General features: G+C 44.6%; 16 protein-coding genes. 13 read left to right on the top strand and 3 right to left on the bottom strand.

All coding sequences use genetic code 11. The annotated features are described in order from the left end of the window. The first annotated feature begins 288 nt into the window (after nt 1–288). The 8 genes from AC0YOD_RS22105 to AC0YOD_RS22070 all read left to right on the top strand — a co-directional run bounded on the left by AC0YOD_RS22105 (nt 289) and on the right by AC0YOD_RS22070 (nt 8,667). On the top strand, nt 289–1,167 hold the full coding sequence (locus tag AC0YOD_RS22105) for an AraC family transcriptional regulator (RefSeq protein ID WP_475801502.1): 879 nt from the start codon (nt 289–291) through the stop codon (nt 1,165–1,167). Between the two features lie 220 nt (nt 1,168–1,387). Continuing rightward, a complete protein-coding gene (locus AC0YOD_RS22100; RefSeq protein ID WP_475801529.1) occupies nt 1,388–2,251 on the top strand; it encodes an ABC transporter permease in 864 nt (287 codons plus the stop codon). Between the two features lie 19 nt (nt 2,252–2,270). Beyond that, a complete protein-coding gene (locus AC0YOD_RS22095) occupies nt 2,271–3,167 on the top strand; it encodes a carbohydrate ABC transporter permease (RefSeq protein ID WP_475801501.1) in 897 nt (298 codons plus the stop codon). A gap of 58 nt (nt 3,168–3,225) precedes the next feature. After that, complete coding sequence (locus tag AC0YOD_RS22090) at nt 3,226–4,878, top strand: extracellular solute-binding protein (RefSeq protein WP_475801500.1); 1,653 nt, start codon at nt 3,226–3,228, stop codon at nt 4,876–4,878. A 37-nt stretch (nt 4,879–4,915) separates the two neighbouring features. After that, nucleotides 4,916–6,097, top strand: a complete 1,182-nt coding sequence (locus tag AC0YOD_RS22085; protein ID WP_475801499.1) for a family 16 glycosylhydrolase — start codon at nt 4,916–4,918, stop codon at nt 6,095–6,097. 143 nt (nt 6,098–6,240) lie between these two features. After that, complete coding sequence (locus tag AC0YOD_RS22080; RefSeq protein ID WP_475801528.1) at nt 6,241–7,221, top strand: N-acetylglucosamine kinase; 981 nt, start codon at nt 6,241–6,243, stop codon at nt 7,219–7,221. Next, a complete protein-coding gene (locus AC0YOD_RS22075) occupies nt 7,218–8,516 on the top strand; it encodes a 6-phospho-beta-glucosidase (RefSeq protein ID WP_475801498.1) in 1,299 nt (432 codons plus the stop codon). Before AC0YOD_RS22080 ends, AC0YOD_RS22075 begins: the two co-directional genes overlap by 4 nt. Then, on the top strand, nt 8,509–8,667 hold the full coding sequence (locus tag AC0YOD_RS22070; protein ID WP_475801497.1) for a hypothetical protein: 159 nt from the start codon (nt 8,509–8,511) through the stop codon (nt 8,665–8,667). The genes AC0YOD_RS22075 and AC0YOD_RS22070 overlap by 8 nt, the downstream gene beginning before the upstream one ends. A 259-nt stretch (nt 8,668–8,926) precedes the next feature. On the opposite strand, the gene AC0YOD_RS22065 is transcribed toward AC0YOD_RS22070, so the two are convergent. From AC0YOD_RS22065 to AC0YOD_RS22055, 3 genes are all read right to left on the bottom strand, one after another. Continuing rightward, nucleotides 8,927–10,033, bottom strand: coding sequence for a stalk domain-containing protein (locus tag AC0YOD_RS22065; protein WP_475801496.1), 1,107 nt, complete (start codon nt 10,031–10,033; stop codon nt 8,927–8,929). A gap of 402 nt (nt 10,034–10,435) precedes the next feature. Next, nucleotides 10,436–12,775: an MMPL family transporter gene (locus AC0YOD_RS22060; RefSeq protein WP_475801495.1), complete on the bottom strand. Its 2,340-nt coding sequence runs from the start codon at nt 12,773–12,775 to the stop codon at nt 10,436–10,438. Between the two features lie 47 nt (nt 12,776–12,822). Continuing rightward, entirely contained in the window at nt 12,823–13,437 is a 615-nt protein-coding gene (locus AC0YOD_RS22055; RefSeq protein ID WP_475801527.1) for a TetR/AcrR family transcriptional regulator, read from the bottom strand. A 311-nt stretch (nt 13,438–13,748) separates the two neighbouring features. Between AC0YOD_RS22055 and AC0YOD_RS22050 the strand changes: the two genes are divergently transcribed. The 5 genes from AC0YOD_RS22050 to AC0YOD_RS22030 all read left to right on the top strand — a co-directional run bounded on the left by AC0YOD_RS22050 (nt 13,749) and on the right by AC0YOD_RS22030 (nt 20,794). Beyond that, nucleotides 13,749–14,642 (top strand): ABC transporter permease, encoded by an 894-nt coding sequence (locus AC0YOD_RS22050; protein ID WP_475801494.1) that lies wholly within the window; start codon nt 13,749–13,751, stop codon nt 14,640–14,642. 3 nt (nt 14,643–14,645) lie between these two features. Continuing rightward, on the top strand, nt 14,646–15,542 hold the full coding sequence (locus tag AC0YOD_RS22045) for a carbohydrate ABC transporter permease (RefSeq protein WP_475801493.1): 897 nt from the start codon (nt 14,646–14,648) through the stop codon (nt 15,540–15,542). Between the two features lie 72 nt (nt 15,543–15,614). After that, complete coding sequence (locus AC0YOD_RS22040) at nt 15,615–17,321, top strand: type 2 periplasmic-binding domain-containing protein (protein WP_475801492.1); 1,707 nt, start codon at nt 15,615–15,617, stop codon at nt 17,319–17,321. An 87-nt stretch (nt 17,322–17,408) separates the two neighbouring features. Next, nucleotides 17,409–19,196 carry a sensor histidine kinase gene (locus tag AC0YOD_RS22035; protein WP_475801491.1) on the top strand — a complete coding sequence of 596 codons (1,788 nt, stop codon included), beginning with the start codon at nt 17,409–17,411 and terminating at the stop codon, nt 19,194–19,196. Further along, nucleotides 19,130–20,794, top strand: a complete 1,665-nt coding sequence (locus AC0YOD_RS22030; protein WP_475801490.1) for a response regulator transcription factor — start codon at nt 19,130–19,132, stop codon at nt 20,792–20,794. Before AC0YOD_RS22035 ends, AC0YOD_RS22030 begins: the two co-directional genes overlap by 67 nt. The last annotated feature ends 24 nt before the right edge of the window (nt 20,795–20,818 follow it).

Raw genomic sequence — 20,818 nt, 5'->3', positions numbered from 1 at the left:
AAACCCACATTCCATGGATGTGGGTTTTATGCTCCTTTCCTATGTTTTCCCTGCTTACGCATCAATTGTGGTTGCAAATAAAGCGGGTTGGATATCTTATATAGCTCCAAATACATTTAATTGGTACAAAATTTTCTCTTGTACAGAAGAAAAATAATACTTAAAGTGGTGTAATATCCATTGGTTTCCCAGCCGAGATCGGAAATCTGATAGTTTTATATGGTTATAAGACAAACAAGGCGGTCACAAAAATGAGGAGCAACACTTATAAAATAAGGAGTGAAGTTTATGACATTCTCTAAAACAAAAGATATTCCTAAAGAGAAATTCAAAATGCCTAAGGAGTATCCCATTTATGTGGCAGATACGGAGGGGGTTAACTCTTTCTATCAAAAATTTCATTGGCATGATGTGTTGGAAATTAATTTAATTAAATCTGGTACAGGCTACTACATAATCAATGGGCAAAAATTCGAATTTCAGCAAGATGATATTTTATTAATCAACTCTAATGATCTTCATTGCGCATACGAGTCGAAGGATTTGGTCATCTTGGTCATTACTTTTGATGCCTCATGGTTTCACGGCTATCTGCGTTCCGATCCAGAAATTTTGTCGCCATTTAAAGAAATGGGCACGTATTTCGTCAATTTGCTAGATCGGAATCAGCCAATAATAGAAGAGTTGCGATCAACTCTCTTACATTTGCAGGACGAGCATGTGAAGGAGCAGCAGTCCTATTCCTCCATGGTATTTTCCCATTTGCTTCGGTTTTTAGCTTCAGTAAATCGCCATTTCCGTATGGAAGAGATGGTTAAACCCAAAGAAAAACTAAATAATGTTCAATTAGAAAAAGTACGTATCGTGATTCATGCAATGGAAGAGAAATATGCTCACGGGTGGACCATAGAAGAGCTATCTGGGCTCGTGTTTTTAAGCCCTTCCAGGTTTAATGATATTTTTCGATGTCTGGTTGGAATGGCGCCATTAGCATATTTGATTCATATTCGCCTTGAGCATGCAGTGTCTCTGCTTGAGAATACAAACATGAAAATAACCGAGATAGCACATGAATGCGGTTTTCACACTTTATCTAATTTTAATCGTTTATTCAAGAAGCACATCGGTGTTACACCGCGGGTTTTTAAAAGTTGGAATGAACAATAACAGTTGGATAGTGTCAGTTATTAATTGGTATGGCGGAGATATCAGCGTGTTTCAAAGGTAATATGTAAGTAGAAACGAGATACTTCATTCTCAATGATATTGTCGTATTTTCGCGAACGGGGGGTTAGTCTTGCAGAAATCTAGTATCCAAATAAAACAAAAGTCTAATACGAAGACCTACGGATTTGGACGCTTCATCCGACAGTGGGACATTCAGTTGATGGCGTTGCCGGCTATGCTCTTTATTTTTGTCTTCAGTTATATTCCGATGTACGGTGTATTGACCGCATTTCAGGACTATAGCATTTTCAAGGGGTTTCTTGGAAGTCCTTGGGTCGGCTTCAAGCATTTCGAAATGTTTTTCAATGCTCCTGTTTTCTGGGATGTCATGCGCAATACGATAGTCATTAGTTTGCTTAAGCTCATTATTGGATTTCCGGCACCGATCATTTTGGCGTTAATGCTGAACGAAGTTAGGAACCGGACCTATAAGCGAGTAATTCAAACGATTAGTTATTTACCTCACTTTCTATCTTGGGTTATTGTATCAGGATTTGCTCTTTCTTTACTCTCAACAGATAATGGCAGCTTGAATATTCTTCTGCAAAAATTGCATTTCATCGACGAACCGATTAATTTTCTCTCCATGCCTGAATACTTCTGGGGAATTCTAGTGACAACGGGCGTTTGGAAGGAGATTGGTTTCGCTTCAATTGTATATCTTGCCGCTATCGCTGGAGTTGATCCGCATTTATATGAAGCCGCTTCTATGGATGGGGCAAGTAAATTTAGGCAAATATTTACGATTACAATTCCTTCTATTATGCCGGTCATTATTGTGTTTTCCATTCTAGCAATTGGGAATTTGCTTAGTGCGGGATTTGAGGATATTCTCCTGCTCGGCTCTAATCCAGTTCTTAGAGATGTAAGCGATGTCATTGATACTTATGTATACCGAATAGGTATTGAAAATTCTCGCTTTTCTTATGCAACGGCAGCAGGTACCTTCAAAGCGGTAGTCAGCATTGGGCTACTGGCGGGAGCAAATTACTTAGCGAGAAAAACGGGCAACAGCTTATGGTAACGGGGAAGGAGTTAGACAAATGATGAAACCTTCATTTGGTGATAAGACGTTAACTTTCGTCATTTATATCGCGCTTGGCATTCTTGGATTCACCTCTTTTTATCCTTTCTGGAATGCCGCTGTCATCTCTTTAAACGCAGGAACGGATACGATGCAGGGGGGAATAACCTTCTGGCCTCGCGTATTCTCGCTAGAGAATTATGAGGTCGTTTTTAAAGATAAGCGGCTCATAGATGGATTCATTATTTCAATTCTTCGTACAGTCGTGGGAACGATCGGTACGATATTGGCAACGTCGATCTTTGCTTACGGTATGACCAAACGGGAATTAATGGGACGCAAGCTATATATGATTGCCTGCATTGTCACGATGTACTTCAGCGGGGGGCTAATTCCAAGTTACTTATTGATTAGGGAGCTTGGATTGATGAATAGTTTTTGGGTCATGGTTATTCCCGGATTAATCAGCATTTGGAACATGATTATTTTCCGTACATTTTTCATGGGTATGCCTACTGGACTTGAAGAGTCCGCTAAGATAGATGGCTGTACAAATTGGGGTGTCTTTTTCCGAATCATATTCCCTTTGTCGGGCCCGGTACTCGCAACGCTTTCGCTATTCACCGCCGTTTATCACTGGAACGATTGGTTTGCTCCGAGTATCTACATTTCTAATGTCGATTTGCTGCCGATACAAACTAAGCTACAGCAAATTCTTAACTCTAATATCATGAACGAGCAGATGTCCCAAATTGATTCATCAGCTAGCAGTCATTTGAACAAAATGAAATCGGTCACGACAAAATCATTGACGATGGCCACCATGATGGTAGCAACAGTTCCGATACTTTGTGTCTATCCATTTGTTCAAAAGTACTTCGTTAAAGGTGTTTTAATAGGTTCACTAAAGGAATAAATGGGGTTCAAAGCATTTGCTGAAACCATAGATGAAAAATCTGAAGGGAGTCAATTCAATGAAATTTAGTAAAAACGCATTGATGTCTGTGTTTATCGTACTAATGGTTTTGACGGGCTGCACAAAAAACAATGATTCATCACAAAACGTGAACACGCCGGACGGGGCGAAAACGAGCAACGGTAATCAGACAGAAAGTGCCGGATTTGTTCTGGGTGAACAACCTCTGGAATTTTCATTTTACGGGGATTACGACTGGTATACGATGCCGCCATGGGGCGAGGACTTGGCTACAAAGTGGATTAAAGAGAATAAGAAGGTAAACGTTATTCCAATCAGTTCAGGTGGATCCGCTAAGACAAAGCGAAATACGATGATTGTCTCGAACGAGCTGCCAGATGTCATGTGGATGGAGCGAGGAGCTGAAGTGGAGAGACTTCGAGCCGAAGGTCTGCTTGTTCCCTTCGACGATTATTTGGATAAATATCCGAATCTTAAGAAATGGGCAGGAGAGTCAACACTGGATATGCTTCGCTCTTCTGACGGTAAGCTCTATCAGTTCCCCAATTGGTATACGACGCAGCCAAACGGCAACGCTGGTTATCTAGTCAACAAGAAGATCTATGAGGAGCTAGGTTCCCCAAGTTTGGAAACAACGGATGATCTCTATGCATATCTTCAGCAGGTGAAATCGAAATATCCTGATGTCGTGCCTTTCGAAGTTGGCCAAGGGGCTGAGGGCATTCAAATTCTAACATCCGCATTTGCTGAGAACCGGCCATACTTGTACAGCAGTCTTAACATGATGGCTATCCCTTCTGGAAATGAGCTGACTTCCGTTTTCGTAGATCCCATCTACCGCGAAACACTGCAGTACGCGAATAAGCTATATCGCGAGAGGCTGATCTCTCAGGATGCTTTCACTCAGAAATTGGAGCAGGTTGAGCAGAAAATCGTAACAGGAAAAATCGCAGTCTATGCCGCTTCCAGCCCAACCGAATTTGGTTCGAAGGGTGACGCAGCGTTAAAAGCGAAAGATCCAAACGCCGGCTATATTATGGTTTGGCCTATTCATAAGCAGGGACTCGATAAAAACAAAATTTTCCCTGGCGATTATAAACAGTTAGGGTGGAACGTTAGCGTCATCACTAAATCAGCCAAAGATCCTGAAGCGATCTTTGCCTTCTTGGACTGGTTTACTGGGCCTGAAGGTCAAAGAACAATCATGTGGGGACCAGAAGGTCTTTACTGGGAAGGAACGGACTCCGATGAGGCGCCGCTGTTTACTGAAAAGTTCACCAGCGATCAGAAAGGTCGCGATGAATTGATGAACTCACTCGTTAACTTCCAATGGAACGGAAATACCGTGTATATAGATAACTCAAAATCAAAATTTGAATCAACACTGCCTGCCGAAAAACGTAGTTGGGAGACTTATTGGCAGTCGGAAATTACGTGGAAGACGCAATGGAATACGACAGAGTTTGTGAACCTAGCACCTGCCGGAGATTCAGAGGAAGGCATCATTGCGCAATCGATTACTGAAATCTATGAGAAAGCAAATGCAAAAGCGGTTATTAGCGCTAAATCTGAAGAGGAGGTACTTAAAATTCTCGATCAAGCAGAGAAGGATGCGCAGAAGGCAGGATATAAACAACTTTTAAAATACAATACCGAGAGATGGCAAGAAAACATAAGCAAACATAAATAAAGCTCATAATCAAAAACATGCTCAGGGAGGCCTATCTGTGAAGTATAAGCTCAGATCAACGCTGCTCTTATCGATTATTGCTGCTATGTTTACTGCATTGCCCTTTACTGCTATGGCTGAGGAAGCTGCACAGCCGGAAGTTTTCGGTACGACTTTCGTAGATTCACTTGATCAGAAAGATCCGGATCGCTGGTATGCCTCTAACGGATGGTCCAATGGTGGTACTTTTCTAAGCGGCTGGAGAGACGATCATGTTTTCTTCGAAGACGGTAAATTGAAATTGATCATTGATGATAAACCATGTTCGGAAGATCAGGCGCTTTGCTCAGAGAAGCCTTACGCTTCTGGGGAGTATGCCTCGACGCAGCGTTATGGATACGGGAAATTCGAGGTTCGGATGAAGGCGGTCAAAGGGGATGGCGTTGTAACTGGCTTTTTCACCTATGGAGCCGATTCAGATGGCAAGGCCGATGAGATTGATGTTGAGATCCTTGGTAAAAATACAACCCAATTCGAAACAAACTACTTTACTAACGGTGTCGGTATGCATTCGACTATTATTCCGCTAGGATTCGATGCGGCGGATGATTTCCACGATTACGCATTTGAGTGGGCTCAGGATTCGATCAAGTGGTATGTAGATGGAAAGCTTGTTCATACTGAAAACGGCTCGAGGGGTGCACTGCCCTCCGTTCCTGGCTATATCCTCACGAACATGTGGCCGGCAACGAAGACCAATGGCTGGGCGAACGATTATGTCTACCCAGGAACACCCCAGATTGCTGAAGTCGATAGGATCGCATACACGTTGCCAAAACAAATGCCTAATCCTAACGTGGATACATCATTACCTAAAAATCAGAATCAATTCATCGATCTCCTTATCGAAGATGAACAAGAGCTCAAGGTATTCAAATTAGGTCAGACGGAAATGGCACCACTTCGTTTTCTGATGGAGGGTTTGAATGCAACAGTGAAATGGGATGTGAAGAATCATCAGATTATCGTCTATGATGCTGAATCCAAAACAGAAATGATTTTCGTGATAAATTCAAAAGATGTCATCATTAATGGGAAGAAGTTAACAATGGAAAAACCAGTTGTGCTGAAGCATGGCCATGCTTATGCACCTCTACATGTCTTGTCAGAAACAATCGGCGTCAAGCTGGTTCGGGATGAAGAAGCACATAAAGTAAGAATCACCAGAGGAACAAAGTAAAGAAAAGGCAACTTAGAAATGAAATAAAAAAATATAACGAAACAAGTTGTTAGCCGGAGCCATCATAAATGTGTTGTGTGCTTATTCACAACATAGGTGTATCCGGCTATCAGTTTTCGGTATTAGATATGGGAGTGGGAACCTTGAATTATTATTTAGGTGTTGACGGCGGAGGCAGTAAAACGCTCGCAGTCGTATCTGATTCGGCAGGAAATATAATCGGACGAGGAGAGAGCGGGTGCGGCAACCATCAATTAGGGGTTGAGCTTGCTAACCGTAATATTCGAGAAGCAGTTAATATGGCTTTGTTGCAGGCGAGAATCGAGCAATCTGAAATCGAGTTCGCGATGTTTGGCTTAGCAGGCGCCGATCGAGAAGCAGACTTTCGAGTATTGAGACCGATGATTGCGAAATTAGGCTTTCATAAACATAGTATTGTGTGCGATACAGTCATTGGACTTAGGGCGGGAACTAAGCAATCAGCTGGAGTCGTAATTATATGCGGAAGCGGGACGAATTGTTATGGCATGAATAAGCAAGGTCAAGGCTTCCAATGCGGCGGATTTGGATATGCTTTTGGTGATTTCGGCGGAGGATCAGATTTGGCAGTGGAAGTGTTTCGAGCCGTAATTCGCTCTTGGGAGGGAAGAGAAGGTGAGACTTTATTAACTAATGCTGTTCTTCGAGCTTTAGGATATGCATCCGTTGAACAAATGTATAATTCATATCTAGACGAAGGGATGAGAATTCCTCATGATTTAGCGAAATTGTTATTTGAATATGCTGGGGAGGATGAGGTTGCACGCTGTATCCTGCTACGACAAGGTACCGAGTTAGGATTGGCAGCTAGTGCGGTCATCCGAAAATTAGGCATGCAAGAAGAAAGGTTCGATCTCGTCATGGTTGGCAGCATACTGACTCGAGGTGATAGTCAGTACATAGCACCGTACATTGAAAAAGTTGTGGGTGAGGCAGCTCCGGATTGCACATTGCGAATGCTGACGATGGAACCAGTTGCGGGAGCGATTCTATTAGCCATGGAGGATTCAGGCTGCGATATTGAGGCGAGCGTCTACGAACTATTGGAAGCGAAATTATCGGTGAAGGAGATTAGAACATCATGAGTAATCGTTTAAAAGTTGCCGTAATCGGTGGAGGATCATCTTATACCCCTGAACTAATAGAAGGGTTTATCAAGAATTATAATACGTTTCCAGTTACTGAAATCGTATTAGTAGATATTTCAGAAGGATTACGAAAGCTTTCTATTGTGGGAGAACTTGCTAAGCGAATGATTAAGAAGTCTGGGCTGCCCATCGAAGTCAAGTTGACGCTAGACAGGCGCTCAGCGTTAGATGGAGCCCATTACGTTTCAACACAAATGCGTGTCGGATTGTTGGAAGCCCGCCGCTGGGATGAGACAATTCCCTTGAAGTACGGGATGATTGGACAGGAAACGACAGGGCCGGGTGGAATGATGAAAGGCCTTCGTACGATTCCTGTTCTGCTTGATATATGCCGGGATATGGAAGAGCTGTGCCCCGATGCGTGGTTGCTTAACTTCACAAACCCTGCCGGGATGGTAACAGAAGCCATTAACAAACATTCGAAAATACGATCGATTGGTTTATGCAATTCACCTATCGCAGCATACAAATGGCTATCTTCCTTATATTCCGTACCCATTGATCGAATTCAATGCGAGTTTGTCGGTCTTAATCACTTGCACTGGATTAATCACATTACGGTTGATGGAGAGCCTAAGCTAATCGAATTACTTGGTAATCGTGATGGGTACTCGGCCAAGAACGTTCCGCAATATGATTGGAATGCTAGTCTTCTTCATTCTCTCGGTGCTATTCCATCTTATTACTTGAAATACTTTTATCTTCATCGAGAAATTTTGGAGGAACAACAAGCAGCGGCACTTCGGGGTGAAACACGTGCGGAAATGGTGAAGCGGCTTGAGGATGAATTATTTGAGATCTATCAGAATCCGGAGCTCTCCGAGAAGCCAAAGCAGCTCGAACAACGCGGTGGGGCTTACTATTCGGAGGCGGCTGTAAGGCTAATGAATTCACTTCACAACGACTCGGGAGATATTCAGACCTTGAATGTTTCTAATCAAGGCATTTTAGATTTTCTGCCTGATGACGCCTGCATTGAAGTGAATTGCCGAGTAACCAAGCAAGGTCCAGTTCCTCAACCGGTAACCGCGGTACCTTCTTCTGTAAAGGGATTGATTCACGCGGTGAAAACATATGAACAGTTGACGATCGAAGCAGCAATTACCGGAGACAAGGGGGTGGCATTATTAGCATTGGCGCATCATCCACTCGTTTCTTCTGCGAATGACGCAGAGCGGATGCTTGATGAAATGCTGGAGAAGAACAAAGCGTATTTACCTTTGTTTGATTAGAAGTTCCACAGAAGACATTTCATTCGATGAACCGTTAAATGGGACTAATAATAATTTGTTCTACACTTCGGATGGTTGGGGGAACGGCGTAGATTTTGGAGTAGGCTGGAGGGCGAATAACCAGGAATTTAGTAAAGCAATTACGGCATAACAGTCAGTTTCTTCAAATCGCTGCCGAGAGAGCTAGAGGAAGCTTCCTATATAAACGGAGCGGGGTATTACATTGTTGCGGGTATAACCGCGGGAGCTGTTAAGTGACGATGGGAAGTTTGATGAAACGTATATGTTTTTATGTGAATTGCTCTTAATAGTTAAAACGTAATAAGAACTGAGAATAAATAGCGAGAAAAAGAGGTGAACCCTCCCGTTGACCGGGAAGCGATCACCTCTTAGTCATCTTATTTTATTTACTAACGGCTTAACTTAAATTCTGCCTGTATATTGTCATAATACAAAGTGGACAGTCCTTCGAATCCAGAATCCGTACCAATTATTAGATAGGCATTGCCGTTTTTATCGGTTGTTATCTTAGTTTCATATTTGAAAGGCTTACGTTGATATCCTTCCTTATCCGAGTCTGGTTTCGCGACATCACCGATCCGCTGCATGTGTTTTCCGCTCTCAAATTGACTTCCGGTATCGATACTCATTCTATAGTAATCATCTACTATAATCGGCTTCGGTTCAACATTGACTACCCCAGCTTTTACATGAACAGCTTCCGCAGGTGATCCGCCAACACCGAAACTGCCTCCTGTTTCATTCGTATATAAATCGAATGTCATACTAGCTTCATATGTTGTATTGGATTGAAGACCAGATATTTTTCTATACATGAACATAAATAAGTCATCGCTTCGGTTCATACCTTTAAGCTTATATCCATAGTTTTCAGTGTTCCTAGGGAGAGGAAGGAGTTCTCTCTTATGTTCGAGTTCATAAATTTTATTATCGCCTTTGGACGGCAAGTCTGCGAACTCTCCAATCCAGTTGTCAGTATCCTTGTCAAATAAGAAACTATATTTAATACTTTTTATTTCTTTCGGTTTAGATATAGTTACCTGACTAGTATCCGACTGCCAAACGATGTTACTGTGGAGTGCATCGGCAATAGCACGCAATGGCACGAAGGCATTTCCATCCAGAGATATAACCTTTACAGGCATTTGGATGTACGAACCGTCTTCTTTCCATATACGATTGTCATTTAATTTGATGGAATATGTCGTATTGTTGAGAGTAAGAGTGATTTGCTCCTTCTTTTCTTCCCAAGTAACCGGTATTTCTAATCCATTCGCTAATGCTCGAATTGGAACCATTGAATAACCGTTAGAGAGGTATGGAGCATTTTTTAAATAATGTGTTCCTCTATAGTCGATTACTGTTTTTTTACCAATATGAAAGGTGACAGAAGTAGCAGTCATTGCCTGAACTGTTCTTGCAGGAATAACCAGCATGGATGATACAGACATTAGTGTTAAAGATGCAAATATAATCGCTTTCGACATTTTTTTCATAATAATCCCTCTCATTAACTGAATTAGTATGTGAAGGCCTTTCACCTTATTCTTAACGGAGGAATATCTTGTTTAGTTGCAAATGATTTTGAAAGCAAGTGATTTTAATAAAAATAAAACGATATTTTGTAACAGAATTTAATTAAATCAGGTATTTTAACAGCATGAAGTAATTAATAAAAGAGAAATTCACGAATAAAAAATAATATAATAACTGGAAAAATAAATATATTAAAAATATTATCCATTTGTAAGAATGTCTCGAATCATGATTGCTTCACTTCATAAATCATGTAGGGATGGAATAGATGCCATTTCGGGATCATAAGTGAAACAAAGGCCAACCAGATGATCTGGTTGGCCTTCTTTTTCTATGTCTATCCAAATCTACGAGAAATGAAATCAGTAAGCATTACGAGGTTTAACCTTGATGTCAGTGGAGCCTTCCTGCTCCTTCAGTACTGCAAGGAGCTTATCGCCTTCGACATCCAGGTTCGGCAGCATGCGGTCTAACCATTTTGGCAGCCACCACGCTTTATCTCCGAAGATCGCCATGACTGCTGGGACGAGCGCCATGCGGACGATGAAGGCATCAATAAGAATGCCGATCGCCAGCGCAAAACCGATCTGTTTGATCATGATATCATGAGCGAAAATAAAGCCGGCGAAGACGGATACCATAATCACGGCTGCCGCTACAACTACGCGGCTGGCCTGATTGTATCCGTGAACGACGCTCTCCGTTCCACGATGCCCATGGACGTATGACTCGCGCATCGAACTGACAAGGAAGACCTGATAATCCATCGCCAGCCCATAAAGAATGCCGGTAACCATAATCGGCATAAAGCTGAGCAGCGGACCGCCGGTATCAAAGCCGAAGAGGGAGTGCAGCCATCCCCATTGGAATACGGCTGTAGTAATCCCGAATGTGGCGAGCACACTAAGAAGGAAGCCAACCGTAGCTTTGAGCGGTACGATAATTGAGCGAAATACGAGCAGCAGAATAATGAGCGATAGGATGACGATAATGCCGACGTAAAGCGGGAATACCTCAGCCAGCTTCGAGGACATATCGATGTTGATCGCGGTGAATCCAGTAACGCCAATCGTGACATCATCCATCAGCGCCATGCTCGGATCGGACGCGCGAAGCTCTTGCACCAAATCTTTCGTATCTGCATCGGTAGGCCCTGTTTTCGGAATGAGACTAATAATCGCCATATTGCCGGTTTTGTTTACGCCCATCGGCGTTACGAGCGAAACGTTGTCATGCTGCTGGAGCTTTTGAACCAGCTGGCCCAGCGTTTCCATCGTAATGGTGTCCGAGGCTCCTTTTGGTTCGGCGACCAGGAGCAGCGGACCATTGAAGCCCTCGCCGAAGCCGTTTGAAATGGCGTCGTAGCTCTGTCTGGATGGAGTGTCCAAGTTCGCCGTGGCACCCGAAGGGATGCCCATTTCCATGTTTGCGACCGGAAGTGCCGCTGCGCCAAGGATGACAATGACGCCAACAATAATCAGCCAACGACCCTTAGATACGCCTTTTATCCAGCGGTGTGCGAATCCATGAGAAATTTTATTCGTATGGCTGCTGCTCTTCGTGCGCGCTTTAGCCGAGCAGATGCGTTCACCCATCAGACCCAGTAGAGCCGGCAGCAGGGTAAGGGCAACGAGTACATTGACGAGGACGGCCAAAGCGGCAACAAGCGCCATCGCGGATAAAAAGCCAATTCCGATCACAAGCATGCCGCACAAGGCAATGATAACGGTCAAGCCAGCGAAAAACACGGCGCTCCCAGCGGTGCCGACTGCTCTGCTAGCTGCTTCCCGAGCACTTAGTCCCTGATCGAGAATCATGCGGCGCTGGCGGTTTACGATGAACAGCGAGTAGTCGATACCAACGGCAAGCCCAACCATCAGCGCCAAAACAGGCGTGAGATCGGTCATATGAATGAATTTCGAGAAGGCATATGCCCCACCTACGCTTATACCTACTCCCATTAGAGCGGTCAGAAGCGGCAAGCCTGCAGCAACAACTGAACCTAGTGTCATGAAAAGCACAACAGCGGCGACAGCGATACCGATTGCTTCAGTCGAACCAATAGCAGGCTTGGTCGAAAGGGAGTCGCTAGGTAATGCGGTAATACCAGTCTGCTCAACGATCATGACGGCATCAATTACGGAATCGGGGACCGATTCGGGAAGCGACATTTGCTGAACAGTGAATTGGAATTGGAACAGGGCGACGCTGCCGTCAGATGCAAGCATCACGCCTGGTACTGGAACACCGTTCACCATCAGAGGACCGTAGGGAGGAATTTCACCTGTGGTTTCTTGCGCTGCTCCGTTCCCTTGTGCTGCTTCACTTCCTTGCGTGTTGCCAGATGCTGAAGCACCGGCTTTCGCAGCCAGTTCGATGGGATTAATAACATATTCAAGGTTGTATACATCATTAACAGCATTGCTAATGGAGCTCAAACGCTCCGGCGTGTCCAGACGTTCACCCTTTGGTGCCGTAAACACGATACTGGCTTGTCCGCCCGAAGCTTCCGGCAGCTCTGCCGACAACTGGTCTAACACCTTCTGCGATTCCGTGCCCTCAATTTTCATATCGGAACTGACATGTATTCCGTTGACCCCGAGTATGGCGAGCACAACTCCGAGGATCGCGATCCAACTGATAATGAAATACCATGGTTTGGTATAGGCTGACTTGCCCAATCTGTACAGGAACGTTGACATAAGTTATGGCTTCTCCTTTGCATGTAGAAATAACTTGAAGTAATGGACTAGAATCCGTTTCGCAAGTAATCGAACATGGTGTCTAAATAGTGATCGAGCGTAACAGCCTCCGGGATTTCAGCGGCTGATTGACCTGGAAGCAGCACGTTCAGGCTGCCGTCAAATAATGGAAGTACCGCCCCATAAACAGCGCCGACGAGAAGGTGGGTATACCCCTCGGGATAACGGCCATGGGATAACTCACTCAATGTCTCCTGAGCGGATATTTGCAGACGGCGCAGTCCGCTGAGGATGTATGGTTCAAGTGACGGGAACTGCTTCGAGAGCGATACAAGCTGTTGCAATTTCAAGAAGTGCTCTGCTGTCAGCTGCATCTTCATCAAATGGTACAGGATATCAAGCGGGGAAATGTCCTCGTTTAATCCTTCGATCCAATCCTTCACTTCATCAGCGCCTTTAAAGATGACAGCCGCCGACGCTACCGCTTCCTCCTTGCAGGAGTAGTGGTTCGCGAACGTTCTTCTGGAGTAACCGGCGCGCTGCACGACATCTTCGACAACGAAGCCGTCCATTCCCCTTTCAAGAGCAAGAGCGAACGCTGCATCGGCAAGCGCATACGCGGTTGCTTCTCTTTTGATATGGCGTAGGTTTTGTTTGTTCATCATATAACGCCTAAGCGTTCACCTCTTTTCAGATGGACTGGAAGCTTTTTCGAAAATAAACACATATCTATATTATTGCCCAATGGGCAATGATGCACAATGGGCAAGTTGTTACGGATTTGTGGCGTTGAAATGCACCGCAGGGCGGAGTCAAAAAGTCGGGAGAGAGCTAGGTAGCCTCAAGGCAGCCTGCTTTTTTGCTATGTTACCGCACAAAGAGCAAATGATTACGATGAAAATCCAATCACCGTTATATGGTTTGCCTTAATAAATGCGCTTACAATGAATATCAGAAGGAGGGACGCGACATCATGTTAGCAAGACTTTACAAATACCGATGGCAATATGTAATGATTTTTCCGGCCGTTTTGCTTTTGCTTCTATTTAATTATGTTCCCATGGCTGGCATTCAAATCGCATTCCGTGACTTTCAAATTGGTTCCTCGATATGGGACAGCACTTGGGTAGGATTACAAAACTTTTCGTTTTTACAAGAGCCTCAGTTTTGGATAGTCGTAAAAAATACGTTATTCATTTCGGTATTGAAATTCGTATTCGGATTTCCGGCTCCGATCATACTGGCCATAATGATTAATGAATTGGTGAGTGCAGGATTTAAAAGATTCGTGCAATCTGTCAGCTACCTGCCCCATTTCTTCTCATGGATTGTTGTTGCTTATATTTTGCAATCATTTCTTACTTTAGACGGCGGCTTAGCGAATGATTTGATCACGAAAATGGGTGGGGAGCCGATCTTCTTCCTTGGCTCGGAAGATTGGTTCAGGCCCATGATCATCTCTAGCGGTTTATGGAAAGAAGTAGGCTGGAATACGATTTTATATCTCGCGGCGATTACGGCGATCGATCCCCAGTTATATGAAGCGGCTAAGGTGGAAGGTGCAGGGAAGTGGGCGCAGATTCGGAATGTCACGCTGCCAGGCATTATACCAACGGTTTCGATCGTTCTCATCCTTAGCATTCCAAGTCTTATTACCGTGGGCATGGATCAGATTTATCCGCTCTTGAATCCGGCGAATATGCAGGTAGGGGACGTTCTCGATACGTATGTTCTTCGAACCGGTCTTCAACAGGGGTATTTCGGAATGGCTACTGCTATTGGATTGCTGTCATCCGTTATAAGTCTTATTTTAGTCGTGTTCACGAACCAGGTATCTAGAAAATTGAATGGCGAGGGGTTGTGGTAATCGATGAAACGTACATCTGGAGAAATCATCTCGCAATGCATCCTTGTCGGTTTAATGCTTCTGCTATGTTTGTCCGTGCTGTATCCTTTCGCCTATATGCTGGCGATCTCGCTGAATGAGGGAACTGACGCGGCGAAGGGCGGCGTTTACTTATGGCCAAGGGCGTTTACGCTAATCAACTATGAAATTGTGCTCGGCAACGAAGTCATCCAGCATGCTTATCTGATTACGATCCTGCGTACCATTCTTGGCACAATAGCTGGTCTTTTGGTCACGCTGATGGTTGCATTCGGTTTATCGTATACGCAGGTTCCGTTCCGCAAATCGATTCTGAGTTATATTTTGATCACCATGCTCTTTAGCGGAGGACTTGTACCTCTCTATATTCAGCTTTATAACTTGGGTCTTATTAATAACTTTTTGGTTTATATCATACCCGGCATGTTCTCAGCGTGGAATATGTTTGTCATGTTGAAGTTCATTCAAGGCATTCCAGAGGCGCTTATTGAGTCGGCAGAGCTGGACGGCGCTGGGCCGTTCCGCGTATTGCTCCAAATTATTGTTCCGTTATCGAAACCTATGCTTGCGGCACTCGGTTTGTTCACCGCTGTCGGCCATTGGAATGATTGGTTCGCAGGAGCGTTCTATGTCACCAAACAAGACCTAATTCCAGTACAAACATTTTTACAACAGCTTTTGTCGGCGCAGGACATGTCAGCTATCTTAGGTTCGAATTCGAATCAGGAAGCGCTCGCAAGGGGATCGCAAATGCAAAATGTGACGCTCATGTCAGTCAAAATGGCAACGGTAATGGTAAGCGCCATTCCGATTCTCTGTGTGTATCCGTTCCTTCAAAAATATTTTGTGAAGGGCGTATTGATCGGCTCTGTTAAAGGGTAATAGCGGACTAATGATGGGTATTATGATTGACCATATACCATGACAAGGCAACAGAAGAGGGGAGATTTAAGGATGGAAAGCAAATGGTTAAAGAAGAGCGGCTTAATGGCAATGACCGCGGTCTTACTGCTGTCTGTGGTCGCAGGATGTTCCGGTTCGAACACACCTAAGAATGATCCGAAGAACACGAATACAGAGCAGGGCAGCAGCAAAGGAACGACAGGAACTCAAAAATTTAATCTTTGGTTGGGCTGGTCGGCTACGATTAACAATGATAGTCTTGTCCAAAAGTATTGGAAAGAAGAGGAGCCTGGCGTAGAAGTAGAGCTTGAGGCGACGCAAGGGGACGCGATAACCGCGCTTAACTTAAAGCTGAACACGGGCGGCTTCGAGGATGCAGCCATCTTCAATCGCAGCGAAATTGTAAAAGCAGCAATGATTCGTTCCAATAAAATCATGTCAGTGGAGCAATATTTCGATATGCCTGATAAATATCCAAGCCTTGCAGCAATTCCTAAGGAGTATTTGGAACAGATGAAGGACGCGGATGGACATATTTGGTCTATTCCGACCTGGTTCGACCAAAATCCTGACAATCCGTGGCCGGGCTGGGCATCACAAACATGGCTCGTACGTACGGATGTTCTAGAGAAGGCGGGAATGACCGTAGCAGATTTGGCTACTATTGAAGGCGTTGAAGCATTCTTGAAAAAAGCTGCCGAGCAAAAAGACGAGTCCGGCAAGTCATTGCTTCCTCTTAGTTTCTTAATGGACCCTAACGATACGGCAACTTGGAACGATGAAAACGCGGTTTTGAGCACGTTCGGCGTAACGACGGGAGGCGGCATTATCCCGGTAGAGAAGAAAGGCGACGAATTGGTCTTGTTGTACGATGACCCGCAGTATAAAGCGGCTTACCAATGGATGAGCAAAATGTATCGCTCCAACCTGGTTGATCCGGAGGTCGTAACCGATAAGAAAGAACGCTACAAAGAGAAAAACAAAGCCGGACGCACGGCTATGAACGTGGGCAGCTTTTTTAATGTCGATGCGACATTATGGGAGCAACTAGATGGACCGACAGAGCCGGGCTGGTTCTATCAAGTCGTTCCATTCCCTAAAGTAGAGGGCGTTGAGAAGCTGGGAGCAAACACAGTCATCAATCCGTATCCGGGATATGACGTCTACATTAGCAAAGACTCCAAAAATGCAGAGGCGATTTTGAAGTTCCTTGACTACACGCTTCAGCCGAAAGCAGAGCAACAAAACGTAATTAACGAAGGACCGGAAGGAAAGTTCTGGAGCTGGATCGATCAGCCGCTGGGAAAATGGAAATATACAGATGCCGTATACGAGAAAGCTCGTAATTCCGGCGAGCCTGCTCAGAAAGCAAAAGTAACTCCTGAGCTTTACATGATTTCTACTTACAATAATGATTGGTATCCATGGTGGAACTACGGTGATAGCGATAAAGCAGGAAGCAAAAAGACGGCGGAATTCACCGCTGCGGTAGGTCAGATGGGCGCTGTACGCAGCTCGCAACCCCATGATTTGGTTAAGGCCAAAGCTGGAGGATTGTTAGAGAAATATTTGCCCGAGCTCGAGAACATAAGAAAAGAGTACAGAGCGAAATTCATCATGGCAACAAGCGACGAACAGTTCGAAACGACCTGGAAAGCATTCCGCGATGCGCTTGAGAAACGTGGGCACTGGACGGAAGTCAAGCAGGAGTGGCATGAGCAGTATGACCTTCTGCTAAAAGAGCAAGGCGGGCAATAGCCGCTGACGGAGCAACCCCTTTATAGAGGTTGCTCCCTTTTCCATTGTTGTGATTGCCGTTAAACTGTGGAAAGGAGGAGGAATACGATGCAATTTCGACGCAGCCTTGAAAGAACCGTAATTCGCTATACCAGAAAGATGAATCTACGCGGTAAAATATTGTTTCTATACGGAGCCATTATCTTTGTTCCTACCATATTGCTAGGAATTGGGGCTACTTACCTTGCGCTTGAGAGCTTCCGAGACAACTATATGGTCACGGTTAATGAAGCGATGCGCCAGACGGTTCAGAATATCGAATTCCGAAAGCAAAGCTATGATGTGCTCGCTATACGGACGGCAACGGATGGAGAGCTGATCTCACGGTTGAGCCGGGATTATTCGGATATGTTTGAGCAGTTGAATACGGTCGAATATGTGGACCGATCATTCCTATTCACGAGTAAATACTTGCCGGGAATTGAAGACTTTCGGATTTATCATACAAATCCGATGCTCGTGCAGGACGGACGGCTGCTTTGGAAGCCGGAAGGGCGAAAGCTGCAGCCAGGCATCGATGAGACGACTTGGTTCGAGAATGCGAGCGAAACCCCAAACTCATTATTATGGAAAAACGTGAACAAGGATAAGCTTGTCATTTCTCATAAAATTATGAGTCCATCAGGTAATCTGCTGGGTATCATCTATATGCTTCTTGATTATCGAACCGTGTTCGGCAAGTTGTTCGACCGGCCGTTCGGAGGTTCTGGGGATTTATTGATCATTGACGAAAACGGCTATATTATCGTTTCCTCCGATCCGCAGCAAATCGGCTTGAAGGCCGAAGAGACGCCATTAAATAAGGGCTTGGGCGAGACGGGCTTATCCGATGGAAGAATAGTCGATGGGAATCTCATAATGGTAAGGGCAATTGATTCAAATTGGCGCGTAGCTGCGCTCATTCAGATGGATCAGTTAGAGAGACAGTCCAAGTCAATTCTGTATGGTATTATCGCGGCGATATTCTTTTTTCTGGTTTGCTCCACCTTTCTGATCATGACGGTGCTGAAAAATGTTGTTTGGCGTATTCACAAGCTTGGCACGCGCATGCATGATATCAGCCAAGGTCAATTCGATGTTAGCATTCGGAATACAGGCAAGGATGAGCTCGGCGATCTTGAGGTTCTGTTCAACTCCATGTCTGGCCGCTTAGGGAAGCTTGTAGAAGATATAACCCAAGCCAAGCTCAGGGAGCGGGAACAATCGTTTAAAGCATTACAGGCGCAGATCAATCCCCATTTTATTTATAATTCGCTCAGCCTGCTGAGATGGAGAGCATTAGATCTCCAAGATGAGACGCAGCTGCGTACCATTGATGCATTGACCGCATTTTACCGGTTGGCGCTGGACAATAAAATCAATGTGACGCAAATAAAAGGTGAGCTTGATCATGTGAAAGCCTATTTGGATATTCAGGAGATGCGTTACCCGGACAGGGTAAACATTGATTGGCACATTGAAGAAGAATTGCAGGAGTTATATACAATTAAGCTGCTGCTGCAGCCTATTGTAGAAAACTGTTATTTACACGGCAACATTACAGGCAAGAAAGACGCTGTCATCCGAATATCGGCACAGCTTGAGCAGGATAACGTTCGATTCGAGGTTTTCGATAATGGGAGAGGCATCCCAAGCAGGACTTTGGAGCAAATTCAGCAAGGGAAACAGGTAGGGAGCGGCAATGGATATGGTACGGCAAATATTCGCGAAAGACTCCAGCTGTATTTTGAAAATAAGCATCAATTCACGATAGAAAGCAAAGAAAACGAGTGGACAGCGGTAACGATTATTATTCCGGTCTGCGTACAAAGGCCGGAGATAAGGAAGGTGTTGTAACGTTGTTAAAAGCGTTAATCGTTGATGATGAGCCTACTCATATTCAAGGGCTTGTTCGATATATTCGATGGCAGGAGCTGGGTTATGATGCGCCTTACACGGCTGAGTCGGGACTCGAGGCGTTAGATATATTGCGGAACAATCGAATAGATGTGCTCATATCGGATGTTTCGATGCCCGTCATGACAGGCATCGAGCTTGTTGCCGAAAGTAAAGCTTTGTATACACAGCTTCAGGTGCTTATGATTAGCGGATACAATGAATTTGAATTCGTTCAGGAAGCCATGAACGTAGGAGCGCAGGCTTATGTGTTAAAGCCGATTAAAGTAGAGGAAGTCGAAAGTAAGCTGGCAAGCTTTCGTACGACTATAGAGAAGCTGAAGCAAATCGAGAATCAAGCGCAGGAGCTGAGGCAGAAAGTATCAGGCAGCTTGGACGTCGTCAGGGAGCGGTTCGTAGCGGATGTCATTGCAGAAGAAGGCGTTAATAATGAAATGCTGCTTTCATGGAGACGTCTGCTGGATCTTCCCCTCAACAATCAAGAAATGGGGTTAATCGTCTTCAGTTATGACCAATTCCATTCCTCGGGACAGGATGCGAGAGAGCGAGTCGCTATCGGAACGGGATTTTTGAAAGCGGTTAATATCGGTTTAAGCGATTATCATCATGTATATGTCGCTAAGACTGATGCCGATGAGATTGTCGCTCTGCACATTAATTTACATCCTCTGGAGCGGGCCTCAATTGAAAAGCAGCTTGTATTCATTCAAAACGTCATGCGGGAGCAATACGATTCAACGATAACGATCGGCAATAGTCGAACATGCACGAGCTGGGAAGAGCTTCCTTTCCTTTACAAGGAAGCGAAGTTCATGATGGCAAGATCACGCCTAATGGAGGGTGGTCTACTATTACATTACGACCGTCTGGATGAAACAGATTTTCAACAATTTCGGTTGCACGAAGAGGTTATACCCGAAATTATACAGCTGACTGAAGTTTCCGCTGATGCCCGTAAGGTTGCCGAACATGTTAACCATGTATTCGATATGCTGCTGTCTCAGCCTTCTATACTATTCTCTTACATTCAAGCGTTTGGCATGGCGCTGCTAAGCGAGCTTGCCCGTAAGCAGAAGTGGAGCAAAGAGGTCGGCGGGGAAATGAATTTGGAAATGTGGCAAAAACTTATCGATTGCAGGAACGAGGTGCAAGTTCGAGAAGTCGTGCTCGATTACGTTCAGCGCTATATGGTCATTGAAACGAAGAGCGAAGCGAATCAAAGGCATAATCTGATCGGCAAGATTTCCGAGTATATAGAAGCGCATTTCCAAGCGCATATAACCGTTAAGCAAATCGCCGAAATTTATCATCTGAATGCCAGTTACTTAAGTGTGTTGTTCAAGAAAGAAATGGGCAAAACGATATCCGATTTTTTGCAGGAAATACGTATGAATAGAGCAAAAGAGCTGCTTCGAGATCCAAGCATCAAAATATACGAAGTATCTGAGCAGGTCGGGTTTCAAACCTCCGCTTATTTTGCTTATTTATTTAAGAAGACGACAGGATATACGCCGCAAGAATTTAGAGACTATCACTAAAGAGTATTCTACCAAGGGCTGGAG

It is taken from the genome of Paenibacillus sp. J31P13, from assembly GCF_056269295.1.
Note: the sequence above shows the minus strand (reverse complement) of the source record. Positions and strands in the feature narration are given on the sequence as shown.

Bases quoted from the DNA above. Each gene is read 5' to 3' on its own strand.
- AC0YOD_RS22105 (WP_475801502.1), top strand. From the start codon at position 289: ATGACATTCTCTAAAACAAAAGATATTCCTAAAGAGAAATTCAAAATG.
- AC0YOD_RS22100 (WP_475801529.1), top strand. From the start codon at position 1,388: ATGGCGTTGCCGGCTATGCTCTTTATTTTTGTCTTCAGTTATATTCCG.
- AC0YOD_RS22095 (WP_475801501.1), top strand. From the start codon at position 2,271: ATGATGAAACCTTCATTTGGTGATAAGACGTTAACTTTCGTCATTTAT.
- AC0YOD_RS22090 (WP_475801500.1), top strand. From the start codon at position 3,226: ATGAAATTTAGTAAAAACGCATTGATGTCTGTGTTTATCGTACTAATG.
- AC0YOD_RS22075 (WP_475801498.1), top strand. From the start codon at position 7,218: ATGAGTAATCGTTTAAAAGTTGCCGTAATCGGTGGAGGATCATCTTAT.
- AC0YOD_RS22065 (WP_475801496.1), bottom strand. From the start codon at position 10,033: ATGAAAAAAATGTCGAAAGCGATTATATTTGCATCTTTAACACTAATG.
- AC0YOD_RS22060 (WP_475801495.1), bottom strand. From the start codon at position 12,775: ATGTCAACGTTCCTGTACAGATTGGGCAAGTCAGCCTATACCAAACCA.
- AC0YOD_RS22055 (WP_475801527.1), bottom strand. From the start codon at position 13,437: ATGAACAAACAAAACCTACGCCATATCAAAAGAGAAGCAACCGCGTAT.
- AC0YOD_RS22050 (WP_475801494.1), top strand. From the start codon at position 13,749: ATGTTAGCAAGACTTTACAAATACCGATGGCAATATGTAATGATTTTT.
- AC0YOD_RS22045 (WP_475801493.1), top strand. From the start codon at position 14,646: ATGAAACGTACATCTGGAGAAATCATCTCGCAATGCATCCTTGTCGGT.
- AC0YOD_RS22040 (WP_475801492.1), top strand. From the start codon at position 15,615: ATGGAAAGCAAATGGTTAAAGAAGAGCGGCTTAATGGCAATGACCGCG.
- AC0YOD_RS22035 (WP_475801491.1), top strand. From the start codon at position 17,409: ATGCAATTTCGACGCAGCCTTGAAAGAACCGTAATTCGCTATACCAGA.